The sequence below is a fragment of the Chitinispirillales bacterium ANBcel5 genome, from assembly GCA_029688955.1.
GTDB lineage: Bacteria > Fibrobacterota > Chitinivibrionia > Chitinivibrionales > Chitinispirillaceae > Cellulosispirillum > Cellulosispirillum alkaliphilum.
Window position 1 is genome coordinate 73,463 of record JARUKZ010000012.1, and the last position, 18,984, is coordinate 92,446.

General features: G+C 42.8%; 16 protein-coding genes. 6 read left to right on the forward strand and 10 right to left on the reverse strand.

All coding sequences use genetic code 11. The features are described from left to right. Window positions 1-258: 258 nt before the first annotated feature. The 3 genes from QA601_08610 to QA601_08620 all read left to right on the forward strand — a co-directional run bounded on the left by QA601_08610 (window position 259) and on the right by QA601_08620 (window position 3,644). The gene (locus QA601_08610) at window positions 259-618 is read left to right on the forward strand and encodes a hypothetical protein (GenBank protein MDG5815137.1); all 360 of its coding nucleotides are present in this window, start codon (window positions 259-261) and stop codon (window positions 616-618) included. Beyond that, on the forward strand, window positions 618-2,114 hold the full coding sequence (locus QA601_08615; GenBank protein MDG5815138.1) for a rhomboid family intramembrane serine protease: 1,497 nt from the start codon (window positions 618-620) through the stop codon (window positions 2,112-2,114). The genes QA601_08610 and QA601_08615 overlap by 1 nt, the downstream gene beginning before the upstream one ends. 1,383 nt (window positions 2,115-3,497) lie before the next feature. Then, window positions 3,498-3,644, forward strand: a complete 147-nt coding sequence (locus tag QA601_08620; GenBank protein MDG5815139.1) for a hypothetical protein — start codon at window positions 3,498-3,500, stop codon at window positions 3,642-3,644. A gap of 241 nt (window positions 3,645-3,885) precedes the next feature. Here the strand turns inward: QA601_08620 and QA601_08625 are convergent, their stop codons facing one another. Beyond that, window positions 3,886-4,680, reverse strand: a complete 795-nt coding sequence (locus tag QA601_08625) for a hypothetical protein (protein MDG5815140.1) — start codon at window positions 4,678-4,680, stop codon at window positions 3,886-3,888. A gap of 793 nt (window positions 4,681-5,473) precedes the next feature. On the opposite strand from QA601_08625, the gene sfsA reads away from it, so the two are divergent. Continuing rightward, complete coding sequence (gene sfsA / locus QA601_08630; protein ID MDG5815141.1) at window positions 5,474-6,190, forward strand: DNA/RNA nuclease SfsA; 717 nt, start codon at window positions 5,474-5,476, stop codon at window positions 6,188-6,190. A gap of 4 nt (window positions 6,191-6,194) precedes the next feature. On the opposite strand, the gene QA601_08635 is transcribed toward sfsA, so the two are convergent. Next, window positions 6,195-7,232: a hypothetical protein gene (locus tag QA601_08635; protein ID MDG5815142.1), complete on the reverse strand. Its 1,038-nt coding sequence runs from the start codon at window positions 7,230-7,232 to the stop codon at window positions 6,195-6,197. 261 nt (window positions 7,233-7,493) lie between these two features. On the opposite strand from QA601_08635, the gene QA601_08640 reads away from it, so the two are divergent. Beyond that, window positions 7,494-8,375: a nucleoside hydrolase gene (locus QA601_08640; protein ID MDG5815143.1), complete on the forward strand. Its 882-nt coding sequence runs from the start codon at window positions 7,494-7,496 to the stop codon at window positions 8,373-8,375. 100 nt (window positions 8,376-8,475) lie between these two features. Here QA601_08640 and QA601_08645 read toward each other — a convergent pair whose 3' ends face one another. The 7 genes from QA601_08645 to QA601_08675 form a co-directional block, all read right to left on the reverse strand. Beyond that, entirely contained in the window at window positions 8,476-8,934 is a 459-nt protein-coding gene (locus QA601_08645) for a hemerythrin domain-containing protein (GenBank protein MDG5815144.1), read from the reverse strand. A gap of 189 nt (window positions 8,935-9,123) precedes the next feature. Next, window positions 9,124-11,622: an ATP-binding protein gene (locus QA601_08650; GenBank protein MDG5815145.1), complete on the reverse strand. Its 2,499-nt coding sequence runs from the start codon at window positions 11,620-11,622 to the stop codon at window positions 9,124-9,126. Next, window positions 11,622-12,053, reverse strand: coding sequence for an Hsp20/alpha crystallin family protein (locus QA601_08655; protein MDG5815146.1), 432 nt, complete (start codon window positions 12,051-12,053; stop codon window positions 11,622-11,624). Before QA601_08655 ends, QA601_08650 begins: the two co-directional genes overlap by 1 nt. A 157-nt stretch (window positions 12,054-12,210) precedes the next feature. Beyond that, a complete protein-coding gene (locus QA601_08660) occupies window positions 12,211-12,849 on the reverse strand; it encodes a dienelactone hydrolase family protein (GenBank protein ID MDG5815147.1) in 639 nt (212 codons plus the stop codon). A gap of 34 nt (window positions 12,850-12,883) precedes the next feature. After that, complete coding sequence (locus QA601_08665) at window positions 12,884-13,546, reverse strand: BON domain-containing protein (protein ID MDG5815148.1); 663 nt, start codon at window positions 13,544-13,546, stop codon at window positions 12,884-12,886. Window positions 13,547-13,589: 43 nt separating this feature from the next. Then, window positions 13,590-14,726, reverse strand: a complete 1,137-nt coding sequence (locus tag QA601_08670; protein ID MDG5815149.1) for a site-2 protease family protein — start codon at window positions 14,724-14,726, stop codon at window positions 13,590-13,592. A 228-nt stretch (window positions 14,727-14,954) separates the two neighbouring features. Next, window positions 14,955-16,919, reverse strand: coding sequence for an ATP-binding protein (locus QA601_08675; protein ID MDG5815150.1), 1,965 nt, complete (start codon window positions 16,917-16,919; stop codon window positions 14,955-14,957). Between the two features lie 614 nt (window positions 16,920-17,533). Between QA601_08675 and QA601_08680 the strand changes: the two genes are divergently transcribed. Continuing rightward, a complete protein-coding gene (locus QA601_08680; GenBank protein ID MDG5815151.1) occupies window positions 17,534-18,388 on the forward strand; it encodes a hypothetical protein in 855 nt (284 codons plus the stop codon). 32 nt (window positions 18,389-18,420) lie between these two features. Here QA601_08680 and QA601_08685 read toward each other — a convergent pair whose 3' ends face one another. Then, on the reverse strand, window positions 18,421-18,870 hold the full coding sequence (locus QA601_08685; protein MDG5815152.1) for a GyrI-like domain-containing protein: 450 nt from the start codon (window positions 18,868-18,870) through the stop codon (window positions 18,421-18,423). Between the last annotated feature and the right edge of the window lie 114 nt (window positions 18,871-18,984).

Genomic DNA, 18,984 nt, shown 5'->3' on the forward strand with positions numbered 1-18,984 from the left:
AAAAGCATACTGGTCCCCTAAGCTGCGTTTGCATTGAATGCGGCTTTTATTCCTCTGCACCGCAACTGTTTGGTTGCGGTGGCTTTAGTTTTCATATCCATGCTTTAGTATCACCAAGGCATTGAATATACCCTCCAAAGTTCAAATTAGCATACCCCAAAAAAGAGTGCGTGTTTAATCGTTGTACCCAAAAGGACCGTTATCTATTTTCATTTTTACAGGATATTTACCCACTCTTCACCACAAGCCGGATACAGTATGAAATTAGAGATGATAAAAGAGCATATCAACAGGACAGTTAAAAATGATCAGTTATTGATTGGGTTCTTCCATGCACAGGCAACCAATTCACGTCGGTATCTTGTTACTGTTTGCAAGGACACAATACATTTTAATCTTATCAATTTTCTGGAAAAAGTTGAAGTTTCAGACATCTTTAGCTACCGGGAAATTGCCAGCATAAACATCATCAAAATGGCCAAATACTGCAGGTTACATTTCTTTTTCCAAAATGGCCGAAAGCTCACTCTTAAAGCCCCCTACCGGTCGGTATCTAAACCCCTCTTTATTACCGATGAGATACTGGAGCGTCTGCAACCACCAAGTGAGGTATCATAATGTTATACTTTCTTTTTTACGCGGTTATTTATACTGCTGTTTTAACATTGTATAAACCTGAACCCAAAAGTTTAAAAACGCCGATTCCAGGCCTGAGGGAAAATATCGCATCCATTAAAGTTTCGCTCATTTTAGGACTGGTATTACTATTCATCTTTCTGATCACAAGTAATTTTGAGTTTATCTATTTGGATGATGGTATAGGTAGTCGCTTATCCATGAACAATATTAAATATCTTTCAGGGAGATGGTTCATTCAGGCGATTACCCATGTGTTTATCCACTTGAATCAAACGCATCTGTTGAGCAATGTCGCTGCCATCGGTTTACTTTCAGCGTACGAAAGGCGTGTTGGGGCGAAACGATATATACAGGTATTTGTGATTGCAACCATTGCTTCTGCTCTTTCTGTTATCTTTTTACCTATGCAAACAGAGACACTTGGAGTATCAGGTGCTGTATTTGGATTGGGCGCTGCATACTTTCTTGATAGGAAAAACATCTCCTTAAAAGACTGGCTTCGCACTATCGCTGTTATTTTGGGTTTATATTTGGTACTTACACTACTTGAAATGTTGGATAGCAGTTCAGTTAATGCTGATGAAGGGGCTCATATTTTAGGGTTTATCTCCGCTGCGATCTTTTGTAAAATAATTCCCCGTAAACAAACTGTAACCCCTGATGATGAGGAGGTGTTTAAGCCTCCCCTGCTTAACTTTGAACGCTTTTTGGCTATTGAATCTATCCTTGTTGTTGCCTTACTCGCAATTTTTTATATAACTTTACAGGATATTAGAATGGAGGGGTTGGTAATTGATGATTTAGAAAACAATAACCACGTCTACTATGAAAACATAGAGTTGGATGAACTATCGTTATACATCGATTCGTTACGTGGCTATGGTTTTTTCAATCACACTCCAAATATGTTTTTAAAATTCGAATATAATGATGATGGAATACTTACCGTGCTCTTCCCTGCCCATCACAGCTACTGGGAAAACTATGCGGTAAAAGGATATTTTACTGCGATAAAATCCAGATTTAACTACAGTTTCCCCGACAAAAACGTTCAGTTTCTTATGTTTGACAGATCAACAGGCCGGAAAAACACTACTCAGGTTACCTATACAGGGCAGGTAGACTATTTGCAGTGGCTAAACCCCAACAGTGACCTGTCCCCCTATGATAAAACGCTCGATCAGTTACATTTCTGGAAATCCTTTTTTCAGGAAGCTGTGGATTTAAACGCCAAGGTAGTCGATTGGATAGGAATTCCTACTCCTTTCAGAATCGCATCAAACGGTATTGCCTTAAGGCATTTTAGAGAGGTGGAATCTGAATGGATATTGCTTTTTAAAGATATCAATGATGCCCATGAAGCGTACAGTCTTATACGCACAGCCTTTGCTCAGTGTGAATGGGTAGAGAGTGATAATTTGTTTGTGTCACTGGTTGCTTTTTTTGATCAGATAATCGAGCATGCACAGAGATAATTTGTAAAAACACTTACCGCTTTTTTGAATTTTTAATTCAGATTACGTGTCGCCCGAGGCGAAGGTGGCCACCCCCCAGTAAGGTCTGATGGCAAGTGAATGGTTCATCACGGGGGCGCCAAGAGGCTTGCTTACCGCATGTAAGCGTGAAGGGCATGGGGTTGTGTGGGAGTTTGTAGTTTTCTAAAGGTATGGTACCACTTACGAATAATGCACGGTAGTTCCAAACACTCCCTTGTCGGCTATCTTACAACCCTTGAAAGAAGGAATATGAAATATATTTGCAACAGGGATGTTAGTAAAACATCACTTATGCTTCACACATGTCGGACATGTGCATTCTTTTCTGTCTTTTTACATGTTAAGATAGAAGAGGGGTCAAAAGAATATCACTCGCCTTCAGCGCTTATGAAAAAGATCAAGAGCAAACGATCGATTTTTCTCGTGTACCTTACTATTATGGATCAATGTAAAAGATATGTGTATATAGAAATGTGGAACGACAAGACCGCGAGACAAGAATTTCTCCTCCTCCCGCGATAGTAGCCCAGGGGTCCCCCCAAACGGTTCCTTTCACGCTTTCACCATTGACGCCCGGGGGTGACCCAATCTATCGCCTTTAGCCCCATAAAATTCCCTTTTTTCTTTGTCCTAATCTTTTACTCTCCAACGAATGTTACGCGCTTTCAGCGCTTGGGTTCTTCCTGGGCACCAGCACCCGGGGCTGCGCCAGAAGACTGGCTTACCCCGGGCTTTTATATCACGCGCCTTCAGCGCTTATGAAAAAGATCAAGAGCAAACGATCGATTTTTCTCGTGTACGTTACTATTATGGATCAATGTAAAAGATATGAGTATATAGCAGGAAATTTACTCCAATTCCTCCTCCTCCCGCGATAATAGCCCAGGGGTCCCCCCAAACGGATCCCTTCACGCTTTCACCATTGACGCCCGGGGGTGACCCAATCTATCGCCTTTAGCCCCATAAAATTCCCTTTTTTCTTGATCCTAATCTTTTACTCTCCAACGAATGTTACGCACTTTCAGCGCTTTGGTTAATCCTGGGCACCTGCACCCGGGGTTGCGCCAGAAGACTGGCTTACCCCGGGCTATAGTATCACGCGCTTTCAGCGCTTAAGAGGCCAAGACAAACCTTTCTGCACGCTCCACAAACCTTTCTGCACGCTCCACAAACCTTTCCACACACCCAACGAAACCTTTCCACACACCCAACGAAACCTTTCCACACACCCAACGAAACCTTTCCACACACCCAACGAAACCTTTCCACACACCCAACGAAACCTTTCCGCACACCCAACGAAACCTTCCGCATCCCAAATAACCCCTTCCACACCCATGTTTCACCCTTCCCGAGTACGGTTTGACATTTACCGGGGTCGATTTCAACGTTCCCGATAGCGATTTTAACCTTCCCGATGTGCGTTTTACTCCTCCAGACACCCGTTTCACTCTTCCATGGGACCGTTCCGGTTTTCCGGTGTATAAAGAAATGCTTCAGGGTGGGTGAGAAACAGGAAATAGAGCCAAAGAAATGGTTCAGAGAGTTAAATAATTAGTTCATAGGCACTGATAAATGGTTCGTAGAGGAAAAGAATTGGTCTAAACTGGGTGAGAATACTTTTTTGGGGTGAAATAACCCCATCACTTATAAAGATTTTGCAAAAACGGGTATAGGGGTGCTGTGATCCCTGAAAAACAGGGTGCTTAAAGAGGTGGTTTAGTAGGTACAGAGTACGTTTGTGTTGTGCTTAACTATCCGGTGGCGGGCCGGGGTTAGTGCTTTTAGTTACAACCGATGGTTGGTACATGGGTTTTACACCTTTTAGCGCGGCAGTTTGAACGTTTCCTCTTTTCTTTGGCTTTGGCGAGGCAAACCCCCGTGGTCTTCCCCGTTTGGGACGACGCCAGTAGGAGTTCGCGTACAGTTTTCTGCGTCTTGAGTGACGCATGGCAAACTTACCGCAAATACGTATCTCCTCTACTATTCTATAGAGTTTCGAATAGAGCTCATCACGCGCCTTGCGCTCTTTTGAGTGTATGGGTTTGTTACGCCTTCGTGAGAATATTTTCTCCGAAAGGTTAAAGGAGTGGTGAACAGCCTCTTCCAGAGTCGACATATCAAAATTTATCTTCTCAAGCATCCACTTTCTGTTTCTGCCCATCACCGCCAGATCATTTAAGTGCTGGCTCACCTCAAGACCACTGCGTGTTTTATAGTAGGGAACTTTCAGTTGACTACCGGCCTTCTTTACGGCAAACCGTATGGATCGGGAGAGATCGGTACGAAACTTACACATCTCAGCAATGTACTTTTTAAGCTCTTTACCTTCATAAACACTATAAATTTTTACCTTTACCCAATCGCTGTGAGCTTTGGAAAGATCTAACACAAGCTGAGGGATAGCGTCAACAAGCGACATGTCGAGCCCGACCTTCTTAACAGCTTCAAGGTCGGAGTAGCAAATTTTGTGCATATCACATGCCTGTTGCAGAAGTTCCGCAAGGGGCATTTTGATAGGTACAAGTGGTTGTGATGATTCCATATATTCACTCCTGTTAAAGTGTGTTAAAATTAAAATATTTTCGGGATTCTATTGATGGCAAAAAAAAATAAAATATATCTTTACTCTGCCATAGACATGAATATAGTTTTATTTTAACCCTGTTACAGAGAAGCTGGAACAAAGCCCTGTAGCCGGAACAAAATTTTAGGTGACCCGGGTAGAATAGAGTTTCTTCTTGTGGTAGTTGTGTGTGAGGGGGCTGGTCCTGTATAGGGCCGGCCTTTTTTTAGTGCCGTTGAGCAGCAATCTCCCCCATCGTCGGGTAAGTGTGTAAAGAAAAACAAGTTGTGTTATGAAAGAGAAGGATTTAAACGCAAAGGCGCAGAGAGCGTAAAGGGAAAACGCAGAGAAGAAGGAATATAAAAGGGAGCTTGGGAGGCAACGCTACGCGATTAGAGCTTGAGGAAATGGCATAAACATAAATGAAGGGTGCGTCAAGAAATTTGTGTAAATAGATTTTCAATGTTGTTTTCTTCGTTCATTTTTTTCGGAAACAAGATTTTCAATTGAAGCATAGCTTCCGACCATCCGTTTCCAGAATTTCGACATCCACATTACTTTATGGTCCCGAAGGGCCAGGTAGATAAGCTCCATTTTCGTAATCTCTCTTCTCCTCCTTCAAATCTCCACTCTTCCTTTTTTCCTCTCCTATCCTGGTCTTTCGTGTTCTCTTTTCCCCACCCTCTTATTCGTGCCCTTTCGTGTTTTTGTAATTTATTGTATTTTTATCACTCATTTAATTTATTAACACTATCAACAAACGTATACCAAAATGAATTTTCACCCCCCCTTAGTTCACGGCCATCTTATAAAACGCTACAAACGTTTTCTGGCCGATGTGCGGCTCGATGATGGTACAATCACCACTGCCCACTGCACCAACTCCGGTTCAATGAAAAGCTGTCTTGAAGAAGGCGCGGAAGTGTACATTTCAGACAGTATGAACCCTAAGCGTAAAACCCGTTATACCTGGGAGATGATAAAGATCGGTGAAGACTGGGTAGGAATAAACACTGCTAATCCAAATAAGCTGGCTTTTGAGATTATTTGGAACAATCTGCTTCCCCGGTTATCGGGCTATACAAAAGTTGTAAGAGAGGTTAAATTTGATGACAGCCGGTTCGACATATTTGCCCAAAACAGTGAAGAGAAATGTTATATCGAAGTGAAGAATGTCACTCTAAAGGATGGTATGTGCGCCCGCTTTCCGGACGCGGTGACAACGCGCGGACAAAAACATCTGGATACCCTCATTAAGGCCAAAGTTAGTGGTTTCAGAGCCGTAATGTTATACATTATCCAACGTTGCGATGTGAAACTTTTTACACCGGCATTTTCTATCGACCCGGTCTATGCTGAGAAGCTTAGACTTGCCATAGAACACGGAGTTGAGATTATTCCATTACAGGTAAAGGTTACACCTACAGGTATCGAACCGGTGAGAGTTTTAGAGTATCAGCTACACGAAAAAACACCGAATCCTGCCTGAAGTTTCACTCATCACTGATAACAACCTCACACCTATCCAAAGAAAAACTGATTCCTCCGGATACTACCATGTGTATAAATTCAAAATGCGCGGGATTAAGGGCTTTGGGAGCATGCCTTTCTATCATATCAAATTTCCTGATTCCTTCAGTCCCCAATGGCACTGAAGATAGAGGTGGTGTATAAGAGGCGCTTATAGTAGCACTCTCCCGCAGTTGCCCCTTCTGATCTGCAAACTCGAGCAAATAGTAGATACGAAAAAGCTTGTCGATCTTTTTGAGTTCCGGTACACGATGTATAATACGATTGATATTTTCATTGAGTTCCCTGCTATAGCGTTCTTCAATTGCCCTATCTTCTATTTCCAAAAAGAAAACGGTCTTATAAACAACACTTTCAATTATAACAGTATCTTCTGAAATTCGCTTTACAACTGTATTCGGTACAATTTTAAAGGTAGGGGTATAAAAGGGTTTGTGAGTGATGGTGTCAGCAAACACCCTGCTATACTCTTCATGCAGTATTTTTTCGGTAAAATGAAAAAACGAGGATTGTCTGTTGAAAAACCGACCGGGAAATCGTTTTTCTCCCATCAACATTTCTTTAAAAACCTTATCAGCACCAAATAGATGTCCGGCCAAATGGGTACCATATCCTATATTTCCAATAACAACATCCATATCAGCCTTGTCTTCCTGCCAATATCTTAGTTGTCTGATTCCCAAAGCACCTTCTACATGATTCTCCTCTATATCAGCAAATAACTGAGAAATACTTTCTTCCTCCTTATCACTGAGCACAATTTTGCAAAAAGGCGCACCGTTTCCTTCAAGTACGACCTCTTTAAGCTCCAGAAACTCATTAAGCCCCGGCCCTTCATCTCCTTTTGAAGTACCAAGCAGGGTAATCTGCCCATCGTTTATCGTCATACCCTTCACCGATTGCAGCGCTTCACCGGAGAAGATATCAACAACCTCAAATTCTGCTTCAACTCTAAAAATGACGAAGAGAAGGGCCAGCTTGAATGCCAGTAGCTTATACATACATTATCCTTGATTGTGTTTAATTGGTTGTCTGATTGTGAGAAGGTACTTCTTTAAGGTAATAAATAAGGTTAGTTGAGTCAAGTATTTAGGGTTGCTAGGGGAAGAATTGTTTCCCAGACCCGTAGCCTGTCTCTTCTACCCCCAAAAATTACCACCCATTTTCAATTTTTGATAACCCCAATCGAAAAATAAGTGTAATTATAACCTATTCTATTTTTCACCCGCCTTAGGTTGGGTTTATCTTTTTGTGGGAGCTTGATGAAAAAAACAAAAGTTTTACTGGATACAGATATTGGATCAGATTTAGATGACGCATTAGCCCTAAGTTACCTTCTTGCCGAACCACGCTGTGAACTGATGGGTGTAACGACAGTGACCGGGGAACCTCAGAAGCGTGCGATGCTTGCCCACCAACTCTGCTCTATCGCCAACAAAGATGTTCCCATCTATCCCGGTGCAGCTACCCCGATGTATGGAAAACAACATCAGTGCGACGCACCGCAGGCAGCAGCCCTAAAAAACCGCACAGCAAAGAACTTCCCCGATGGCAAAGCGATCCAGTTTATGAGAGACACTATCCGTGAAAACCCCGGTGAGATTGTGCTCCTCTCAATTGCCCCCCTTACCAATATCGGCCTTCTGTTTTCTATCGACCCGGAGATCCCCCGACTCCTTAAAGGCCTGGTACTGATGTGCGGGGTATTTCACTACAAACTCCCGGAACTTAAAAACTATCAGTATGAGTGGAACGCAATCGGCGACCCCTTTGCTACATCCATTGTCTATAACAGCCCCGTGACCCTTCACCGCTCTATAGGGCTGGATGTCACGTTCAAAGCTACAATGGATCTGCCCAAGGCTCAAAAACGCTTCACTTCAAAGCTCCTCGAGCCAGTACTGGAGTTTTCCAAATACTATACCGATTACCCCCACATCACCTTTCATGACCCCCTGGCAGCGATGTCGATATTTCATGATGATATCCTGGAATATGAACAGGGGAAAGTGAATCTTGTTCAGGGCCATGAAGGTTATGAAGCCATGACCAGATGGTCCAGAGATGAAGAGGACAGCCCCCATCAGGTGGCAAGTGAAGTCGATGCACCTAAATTTTTTGACAAATATTTCTCTTCTTTTTAGTAACCTCACCCAACAGCAACCCTGTTTTACCCCAAATCACTTTAGGAACCGGCATCATTGTGCGGTTCCTAAAGCATGTACCCGACCAGAGCATTGTGAATTATAACTCACCCGTGATTCTTCCTGTATACCACATCTTCTCTTCAGCAAAATTAGTAAGCATTTTACCGGCCTGCTCTTCGCTTATAAGCTCTCGTGCGACTTTAAAAATTTGACTTTCCTCTTCACTTATGTGGTGCTCTATAAGCGTCTTTAAAACTTCGCACTTGGGAAGCCATGCTTCACTCTGAGGACGAATATTTAATACTTCATTTAATATCAGCTCTGCAGCATGATGTTCCTCAATAGCCTCAAGCGCAAGATTTCTGGAATCGCGGATCTCCTTGAGTGCAGGATAAAACACCGCCTCTTCTGCTCTCATGTGGGGAAGAAACTTTGCCTCAAAAAGATTTTTTAGCTCTCCTCTTTTTGACCTGTTTGAACTGTCCAGCATCTCAGAAAGCAGTGTTTTGATTTCACCATGATCCCTTATTATCTGATCGAAGAATTGATCATGCATATGCACGCTCCCCTGCTAAGGTTAAGTATAACGGGTTATAGTACCTGGTTTAACACAAAAATACAGAAGTTCCCTAAAACAGGAACTTCTGCTTGACACCAGGACAGTAAGCGGTAGTAACGTAGTATTCAGGTTTTGTGATCCAAACCGCTTTTACCCTGATTTTGCTGAAGGCCCCCCACAATTTGTTTAGTCCTTTTTCTGATCACCGGGAAACCTCGGTCTTGGATCTTTGTTTCCGTTTGGTGAGAGATTATACTGAGCGACTTCCCGCTCTGAAAAGAGAGCTTTTTGCTCTTTTAAAATATTTAACATCTCCACCAGACGCTTATCTACACGCCAGTGAAAGGTGTTTTGTTCATCGGTATTTCCAGCCAGCAGTTTTCCAAGTAACTCCATTGCTTCATTTACATTTTTAACGGCGTATATATGGAACTTTCCATCCCGTATGGCATCAACCACATCGGGTCGCAAGACCAGATTTCTGACATTTGCCGCAGGTATACACACCCCCTGGTTACCAGTAAGCCCAACAGTGTTGCAAACATCGTAAAACCCCTCAATCTTCTCTGTTACGCCCCCAATGGCCTGAACATGTCCCCACTGATTTACCGATCCGGTGACCGCTATGTCCTGACGAATCTCAATCTCCGCAAGGGAACTAAGGAGGCAAATCAGCTCCGCGACCGACGCGCTGTCCCCCTCTATCATCCCGTAACTTTGCTCCATAGTAATACTTGCCGATAGTGAAAGCGAGTGTCTCTTTGCGTACTTATTGCGCAGATACCCCTCCAGGATAAGCATCGCCTTATCGTAGTTTTGACCACTTAGCCTGCTCTCACGCTCAATATTTATAAGCCCGGCTGTACCGACCCCCACACTAGCAGTTACTCTTGATGGCCTGCCAAAGGCATAATCCCCAAGCTGCACAACCGAAAGACCATTGACCTGACCGGTAACGGCTCCATCCACCGAAATTAAAAGTGTTTGATTTTCAATCAGCTCTTTAATCTTGTCTGCAATGAGATTTGAACGGTATATCTTTTCTTCTTCAGCTTTACGTATATGATTCATGTTAACAGTTTGTGAATTATCCTGGCGAGCCCAGTAACTTGCCTCCATCACCAAATCCGCGAGATTGCTAAGCTCAGCAGTAATTTTATCCTTATCGCCTGCAATACGTGCGGCGATTCTTACCATATCCCCCACAGCCTCAGAATCAAACGGCAGGACATGTTTATGGATAGTACTTTGCTTTTTTATAAACCGGGCTATTTGCACCCCGATGTCATCATCTTTTTTAATATCGGAAGCAAAATCAGCTTTTACTTTAAATATCTCTTTAAAGTCTTCATCATAGATCTGTAAAATATGGTAAAGCAGCGGACTTCCCAGCGCGATAATTTTTACATCCAACGGTATCTGCTGTGGTTTTAGTGAAGAGGTTGCAAAGACACCAAAGGGATCGTACATATGATACTCGAGATTACCGCTCTTTATGGTCCTTTTTAGCTCTTTCCAGACCAGCGGTTCAAGAATTGCCTCTTTAAGATTTATCACCAGATAGCCGCCATTGGCCCTCAGAATGCTTCCTGCTTTTATGTTGGTAAAATCGGTCATAAGACGCCCGGAGCGATCGAATGAACCATGAATCGTACCAAAGAGGTTTTTATAGTTAGGAGACTCTTCTATTATAATGGGAGCTCCTTTTGTCTGACTGTTATCAACCACTACATTTACTTTATATTCCTGAAAGGTATCCTCCATACCCCCCTGAGGCATCCCCATCATAGCAGCCATCTGCTGTCTTTGAGAATTTTCCTTATCCTGAAAACGATGAAGACTATCAACTATATCTTCCTTGAGACGATCAAACCATTGTAAGAGTTTAGGTTCAGAAAATTTTTCTTTGAGATTTTTAATCTCTGGTTCGATAATGCGAAGAGCGAAGTTTTTCTCTATATTTTTAACTTCTTCACGAAGCTCACGTCCCAAATCCTGGCGAAAATTCATCACCATTGAAGCCTTTTCACCTACTTTTTGCTGCCGTTCGGTGACATCCTCTTTTTGCTCTTCATTCAGTTTTTCAAATTCCTCCTGATTCATAGGCCTGTTTTCCCCGGGAGCTTTAGGTATCATCATCAATCGCCCGTCAGGCATCTCCTGAAGAAACAAATCTTTTTCATTAGCAAGCTGCTCCAACTCTTCTACCGCCTTCATACTGCGCTTTTCAAATAGCATACTGAGCCGCTGCTTTTCTTTGCTAAAATCTTCCTGCCTGAATGATCGGGGGATATCTTCTTTGAGCCGATCGACAAACTCTTCCATCTCTTTTCTAAATACAATTCCTTTACCCGGTTTAAGAGCAATGGCCAAAGGATGGTCCACATGATCAAAATTATTTACATACACCCAATCGGGGGGAATGTCCTCATCCGCAACACGCTTTGTTAATACGTCTTTAACCATTGCCATTTTACCACTGCCACTAAGACCTGACATATAGATATTGTATCCACTGTCACGTATCCCCAATCCCAGCTCAAGCGCCTTAAGCGCACGCGGTTGCCCTATTATTTCATCCAGTACATCAAGATCATCGGTAGTACCAAAATTCAGGTTGTATGATCCACGTTCAGGTTCTGCTTCTTCGGGTCTAAGTTCCAATACTTTCTCGATTCCTGTCATCACTCTCCTCCATCTCTCTTTGAAGCTTCAACTCTTTTCTTGGGAAGTACTACCTCATAGATCCCATCCTTATAGGAAACCGTTGCTTTTTCACTCTCTATGGGGCCGGGTAGAGAAACGGTTCTGCAAAAACGCCCGGTGGAGCGCTCATAAATCACCTGTTTATTGAATTTATCCGATAAACTTAACTTACGTTCTCCACAGATAGTAACAGAATACTCCTGCGCTTCAAGACCGATTGTATCGGGCTTTAAACCGGGTAAATCTGCCTGCACTACATAGGCCTCATCTGATTCATACATATCTAAAGAAGGATGCCATAGCACCTCTAAGCCCCTGCTCCAGGGGGTATGAATCAACTCGGTGAAAGCTGTTTCTATTTCCTTATCAACGAAACTTAACTTCTGAGTCGATTGCCACTTAATATCCATAATTCCCCAAGTTTAAGGTTAAGGTTGGAATAGCGCTATCTTCTTCTCCTACTACTTATACCTTAGCAAGATATGTTCCGTTTTGTTTTTAAGGCCAAAACCATACCCATTCGTGCTGCAATAACAAAACCAAATTCAGAGGCGGTTTCGGTGTTACTCATGCAAGCAGGTAAGTACTAAACCACTCTCCTGCAACCCGTGCCACCTCTTCCAACTTCCCCGGCTCCTCAAACAAATGAGTTGCCCCAGGGATAATCTTTAGATCCTTTTCCACCTGAATTCTATCAAACGCTTTTTGATTCAGGTCTATCACTATTTCATCCAGTCCCCCAACGATAAACAGTGTGGGCGAAAGTACTTCCGATAATACCGCACGGGCCATATCCGGCCGCCCTCCCCGAGACACAACCGCTTTAACTATATGCGGCAACCGGGCACTGGCCATCAAAGCTGCAGCAGCCCCTGTACTTGCACCAAAGTAGCCTACCTTCATTGCACCATTTTCTGATTGATCAAGAAGCCACCGGGTAGCATTAACCAACCGGGCAGTGATAAGTGTGGTATCAAAACGGTTTTCGTAAACCATGTCTTCCTCTTCAGTCAGAAGATCGAAAAGCAAGGTACCCAACCCCCTGTTTCGAAGTGTCCGGGCAACATATTCGTTTCGGGGACTCCTAAAGCCACTGCCCGCTCCATGAGCAAAGATCACCATACCCTGTCCCTCAACCGGCATCGAAAGCAAACCCTCGAGCGTAGCATCCTCCATCGGAATCGCTACCGGTCTGTTTTCTGTCAAAACGTCCCCCTTTTTAGTTGCTTGTTTAAAATCCCTACGGTACAACTCTTATCTCATTATTTACCTCTAATACCCCGCCGGTATGTGATGCTATTCGTAACGCCTCCTTTTTTACCGGCCAGGCAGGAACCTCCCCCCTTAGTGTGACCACTCCATGTTCTACCTTTACCGTTAGTGATTCCGGATTAATCGAAGGGTCCCTTTCAAAGGCACTTATTACACTGTCGGCCAAAGCCATATCACTGTGGTTTTCTGTTGGTACGACCACCAGTTTGTTTGACACTCCAAGTACCCCCTTAAGAACCGAAATCAGGCTCTGGGCTCTGTTTTTTCTCCATAGTGAAGATACCGAACCACGCAGCGTGACAACCCCCTCATCAACTTCAACCTCTATGTCTGAAGGATCAACAATTACATTCCATTCAAGAATATTTTTAACCCGTGTAGCCAGTTGGATATCTGAGGGCACAGGGGGAGCAGCAGTAGGGAACACGACGATTTCATTTTCCACCTCTTTTACATCTTCTGCAGTAATCGCGTCCTCATATGCGGCCTCTTTAGCATGATAGTCCGGAACGGTTCCACCCAACCTTACTTTTCCATCCCGTAATTCAACAATCACGTTTGAGGAATCAACTCTGGAATCCAGAGCGAGTTTATCCACGATGGTTTTTTTGACCCGTTCGCTGTGTTCCATACTATCCCCTGTTTTTATTGTGTTTGGTTTCAATGGTACAATTTTACTGTTTCTGTTCCAAATCCAGCTTCATGGAGAAGAAATTCATCAAATCCTTAAGCGTAATAACCCCCTGCAAATCGCCCTGGGAGTTCACCACCAGAAGACGACTCTTATCGGTTTTGTTCATGGTATTTAAGGCTTTTATAACATCATCATCGGGTGAAACAACCGAATCAGCAGAACAGGACTTGGCTATATCGGCTACTGTTTTTTGCGTCCACTGCTCCCTTGGGAGCTCTTTGATTTCCTGGGTCGAGATACAGCTAACAAGATGCCCGTTTTCTACAACAGGAAACATTTTGTAGTGATATCGATAGATATAATCATTAACCAACCGCTCTATAGTCATGTCCGGCCTCACCGTCACCGGTTCAGGTTTCATAAATCGTCGCACCTTCTCTCCCTCAAGAAGCGATTTCATCATTAACTGCTGATAGGACATTTTTGCGGCATTATACAGGAAAAAGCCTATTAAAATCCACCATAAACCACCAATAAGATTCCCCGCGAACATAAAAAAGAAACCAGCTGCGATTAACAATCCACCAAATACGGCACCAATACGTGCTGCTGTTCGCGTAGCCCACACAATGTTGCCTTTGAAATACCACAATACCGAGCGCAACACCCTTCCACCATCAAGAGGAAACGCAGGCAGAAGGTTAAATATTGCCAAAATGATGTTTATAAGCGCAAGATAGACAAAAATAACACTAACAGCGGGAGGAAGAGGCACCTGCACCCCAAGCAGGGAAATCAGGTAAAAAACCGCTCCAAGGACAATACTTGTCAGAGGACCAGCTATGGCCATGAAAAATTCAGCTTTTGCACTGGGCGGTTCTTCATCCATCTGCGCAACACCGCCAAACACAAACAGTGTTATTCCTTTTATAGGCAGCCCAAACCTCCGGGCAACAAAGGAGTGCATAAATTCATGAAGAACAATTGAAACAAATAATCCAAGCGCACCCGCTAACCCCATAAGCCAATAGGTTGAAGGGGCCAGATCAGCCACCCAAATAGGAAACAACCCCGCGGCAAGCGACCAAACAATAAGGAAAAACAGTATAAACCAGCTCAGATCAATATTTACCTGAAAACCAAGTAACTTAAAAAGAGGTATTTTCCGTCCAAACATAAGTGCACTGCCCCTTTATAATTTTTACCGCAGAAACTCTAAGCCAAAGAAACCTGCGTGGTCACATTCACCACTGATACTTACATACAGTACCAAGCGATATACATGCCGATAATTGTAAGCGTATACAGTTTTGTTATAATGAAGTGGTACAGTAGAAGTGTAAATTTAAGAAACTCTGTCGGTTTTTACTAGGCAGCTATTATTGATAGTAAGAATAGAGAGGGTTTATTTGCAAGCAGTTTCGGTGGCAGGGTACAGAGCCAAAAGTACCTTTTTAAGCTCTTTAATATTGTAGGGTTTATGAAGAACAGCAGCGAAGCCATACTTTTTATAATCATTGAATTCTGCTTCATCGCTGTAACCGCTTGAAACAATGATTTTCATTTCCGGATCCCTTTGCAGCAGCGTCCTGGCCAGTTCACATCCACCCATTGCGCCAGGAACTGTCAAGTCAGTGATCACCGCTATATAAGTGTTGCCCTGTGCGACTTTTTTATCATAGAGCATTAGAGCTTCCTCACCCTTCGCGGCCTGATCTACACTATATCCTAAACGCTTAAGAATAAGAGAGAGACTTAAACGAACCGGCGCGTAATCATCCATAATAAGCACCGAACCAGTTTTAAGCTCCTGAAGCAGCGTATCCTCTTCCGGGGGCTTCAACTCTTTTATCTGCGCAGGTATGAACACAGTACACGTTGTTCCTTTGCCCTTCTGTGACTGAACAGTCAAACAGCCGCCATGGTTATCAAGAACCGAAAAAGCAACAGCGAGCCCCAGCCCACAACCACTTTTTTTTGTTGAAAAGAATGGCTCAAAAACCCGCGCCTTCACCTCTTCACTCATACCATGCCCATGGTCGGTAATGGAAGCTTTAAAATAGGTAGTAGGTTTCAGGTTTGAAGGAAGGCAATCATTGCTGGAAACGGTTTCGGTTTTTACGATTATTTCACCACCATCTGACATTGCCTGAATAGAGTTGATGATGAGATTTTGAAACACCTGCCGTATCTGGGACTTATCCCCCTTGACAATAACAGGCACCTTGTCAGTTTCAACGGAAACCGAGACACCGGAACCACGAACAGTAAACTCCGCTATTTCGCTGATAAGATCTTTTATATAAAATTGCTCATCAATACGAGTATTTTCCTTTGAGAATGAAAGTATCTGTCTTGTCAAACCCCGAGCCGAAAGAGCGGTCGATTCAGCCTGAGCAAGTATCTGCTGAGCGTTTAAATTGTGTTCAACTTCCATTCTGGCGAGATTAATGTTTGATACAATACCGCACAGTATATTATTGAAGTCGTGGGCAATTCCGGCAGCAAGCTGACCGATCGATTCAAGGTTTCTCTCTCGGGTTAATTGTTGCTCGGCCCTCTTTTGAGTAGTTACATCATGCATTATGAGTAATTTTCCCAGTGAAGAATCATTACTCTTAATCGGTGACTGGGAGATAAGCATTTCGTGGGTACCAAATTCATCGGTAAAAGTAGCTGGTGCCACATTGAAATCATCACTAAACCTATACCCCTTTATTCGCTCCTGTAGATCTTTGTGAGTATATTTTTCGGCACAAGAACCTAACAGTTTACGGGCACTGCGATTTATCTGAATCACAGCACCATTACTCTCAAGAAGCAAAACCGCCTCATGTACATTGTCGAAAATCAGGTTAAAAGAATGCTCCAGTTTTTCTACATCAACACACAAAAAGTGATGCATACGGATCGCCAGACACAAAAATATGGTATCGAATAAAATCCCAATAGACGCAAATCGAACAAGGATATGGTAGTCGGTAACAAGGTGGGCACTAAGAGTAATTAGTGAAACTGTATTGGATAACAGAGAGCCTGTCACAACCAGTCGAATCTGTTTTTTTAGCTGCAAGTCATTAGTGCTGCGTAACTTTTTTATGCACAGATAGGTCGCATACCCCGGGGCAACGATAAACGCCAGCCAAATAGAAACAACAAAGGCTTGAGTGGGCACATAGATTACTAAATTCAACCCTTCCAACGTAACCGGCTCAAGAGGAGGATAATTTAACACTATCACAAGTGCAACCACAAACAATAGTAAACTGAGCCAGTAGACGATATTATGCTTCTTTTGAAGTAATTCAAATACAAAATTAAGATACACATACCCCAATGAGAGCACTATTGGGTACAAAATCTGTATCAAGATATCGCTCACGCCCTCAAAGCGGGGCATAAGAAGCAGATAGTCTAGTAAAGGCACCAGAGACATCAAAAAGATATAAAGCAGAAATGATCTGTTTACTGCTGATTTTCTTCTCTGACCTAACACATAAGAGAAAACAAAAAGATTAAATGCAAAAGTTATGAAGGGAAGTGCTATGAGGAAACTGGTCATATGTATTTTTGAGCACAAAGGCTGTTTAGTTAATCCATTAAACGTTGATATTTATTTCTCTACCCTGAGTAGCCTTGTTGCAATTTCAGTAGAGACAAAATAATTAATGCTATTAAAAAGCAAAGAGCTTGTAATGCTACAGGACTTCAGAACGCTTTAACTACCCGGCACATTACAGCTCTACAGTCTTTTAAATCAATTACTTGGATATTTTTAAAAAAAATGAGCATGCTAGTATGCTCTATACCTGTAAAATGAAGGTTTACCTGCCATACGCCCCGCTTCTACAGAAAACTAAGTGGTATACCATAGACCATTTTCTATATTTTAATCAGAAGAACTCAGCGCTCTACTTGCACCAAAACAGATACAAAATTTTTAGCGCTGCTTGTTCGAATGACTTCTAAAAAGAGGGTTTGAATATGGATGAAGCGATTCAACGTCAGATAGAGAGTATAATAAGTGAGCAAAACAGACGCCCTGTCACCGAATTTGAAGGGTATTCACCCCTTGAGATGCAAAGTATCTTGTATGAAACTTTTGATAAAAACTGTCCGGTTCAGCTCTTGGAGATGAGAGATTCTGAATATGATGCGGTACCACTACTGGGAACGGTAAAACACCTTGCCAATCACCTGAACAAAGAGGGAGAGGTTAGGCTTACACAACGGGGCTATCTTCCCCCAAAAATCGCTCATGAAATGTTTGAGATCATACGCGCCAAAGACGATTATATTGTAAAAGGTACAACCAAGCTCACTAAAGAATCTGACTGCGTCTCTATCTCTCTTATTCGGGCACTCAGTGAGGTCAGTGGATTGATCAAAAAGAGACAAAACCGGCTTAGTTTAACTCAAAAAGGCAAAAAAGCTCTGGGTAACAACCACCAACTGCTCTATATCCTGTTTAAATCATTGGGAGAAAAGCATAATTTGGCAAGCTTTGATGGGTATGGCGATTTCATGATCGGACAAATGGCGTATGGGTACACCCTCACTCTTCTGAGCAAATATGGTGATATAAACAGAGACAGTGCTTTTTATTCAGAGAAGTACTTTAAAGCTTTCCCGCAATTAGCGGAGCTGCCCATTGTCGATCTCTACCAAAGCCGTTTTGAGTCCCTCACCAATTTTTATCATTTAAGAAGTTTTAAAAGATTTCTGGCCTATTTCAGTATTGTGGATATAAAGGAGACTGATAAACTGAGAAGGGAAACGGTAGCAAAAACCAAACTGTTCGATAAGATGATAAGCTGCACCCCGCCTCTGTGCCTGTAAGCTACTAAAAATTTACATTCATCCTCAGGCTTTCAACTGAGCGGAAAGTAGATCTCTGTTTTCAGCTCACTTTCCGGAGTGTTTTCAGGGGAGTTTAGGTAGACCTCATACATCCACTCCTGCGTTTTAAGCCCATTTTTATCGATGAACGCCATTACCTGCTCATACGTTTTCTCAAGTGTTGCATAAGGGCCGGTGTGAAGTGCATAAACAACCCTACCTCCCGGAATCTTTGACTGCCTGATACGTGCTCCATCACCCGGATCGTCTTCTTCAGTTTGCCATCCAATATCAATATCCAGATTATCCATATCCATGTTGTGGTATAATACGTAAGGGTACCCAGACAATTTTAACCCCTTACGGCTCATATACTCCATGATTTCTCCATATACATTCCCTATTACTTTAGGTAGTTCAGAAAATGATGTTGTTAACCGTACCGCCAAACTGTTTTTAGAGTTCACCTCTTTGATTTCCATACTCTCTCACTCTTTTATGGTTACAATAATAGAAAGGATTGCCACCTGCCCCTTAGCAGTCTCTTATTTTTAGTGAGCAAATTCCGTACTACAATTACCAGATTTAGAGCAGCT

What these genes read in the sequence shown, in the direction of transcription:
- QA601_08610 (MDG5815137.1), top strand. Translation starts at nt 259, where the DNA reads ATGAAATTAGAGATGATAAAAGAGCATATCAACAGGACAGTTAAAAAT.
- QA601_08615 (MDG5815138.1), top strand. Translation starts at nt 618, where the DNA reads ATGTTATACTTTCTTTTTTACGCGGTTATTTATACTGCTGTTTTAACA.
- QA601_08625 (MDG5815140.1), bottom strand. Translation starts at nt 4,680, where the DNA reads ATGGAATCATCACAACCACTTGTACCTATCAAAATGCCCCTTGCGGAA.
- sfsA (MDG5815141.1), top strand. Translation starts at nt 5,474, where the DNA reads ATGAATTTTCACCCCCCCTTAGTTCACGGCCATCTTATAAAACGCTAC.
- QA601_08635 (MDG5815142.1), bottom strand. Translation starts at nt 7,232, where the DNA reads ATGTATAAGCTACTGGCATTCAAGCTGGCCCTTCTCTTCGTCATTTTT.
- QA601_08640 (MDG5815143.1), top strand. Translation starts at nt 7,494, where the DNA reads ATGAAAAAAACAAAAGTTTTACTGGATACAGATATTGGATCAGATTTA.
- QA601_08645 (MDG5815144.1), bottom strand. Translation starts at nt 8,934, where the DNA reads ATGCATGATCAATTCTTCGATCAGATAATAAGGGATCATGGTGAAATC.
- QA601_08650 (MDG5815145.1), bottom strand. Translation starts at nt 11,622, where the DNA reads ATGACAGGAATCGAGAAAGTATTGGAACTTAGACCCGAAGAAGCAGAA.
- QA601_08655 (MDG5815146.1), bottom strand. Translation starts at nt 12,053, where the DNA reads ATGGATATTAAGTGGCAATCGACTCAGAAGTTAAGTTTCGTTGATAAG.
- QA601_08665 (MDG5815148.1), bottom strand. Translation starts at nt 13,546, where the DNA reads ATGGAACACAGCGAACGGGTCAAAAAAACCATCGTGGATAAACTCGCT.
- QA601_08670 (MDG5815149.1), bottom strand. Translation starts at nt 14,726, where the DNA reads ATGTTTGGACGGAAAATACCTCTTTTTAAGTTACTTGGTTTTCAGGTA.
- QA601_08680 (MDG5815151.1), top strand. Translation starts at nt 17,534, where the DNA reads ATGGATGAAGCGATTCAACGTCAGATAGAGAGTATAATAAGTGAGCAA.
- QA601_08685 (MDG5815152.1), bottom strand. Translation starts at nt 18,870, where the DNA reads ATGGAAATCAAAGAGGTGAACTCTAAAAACAGTTTGGCGGTACGGTTA.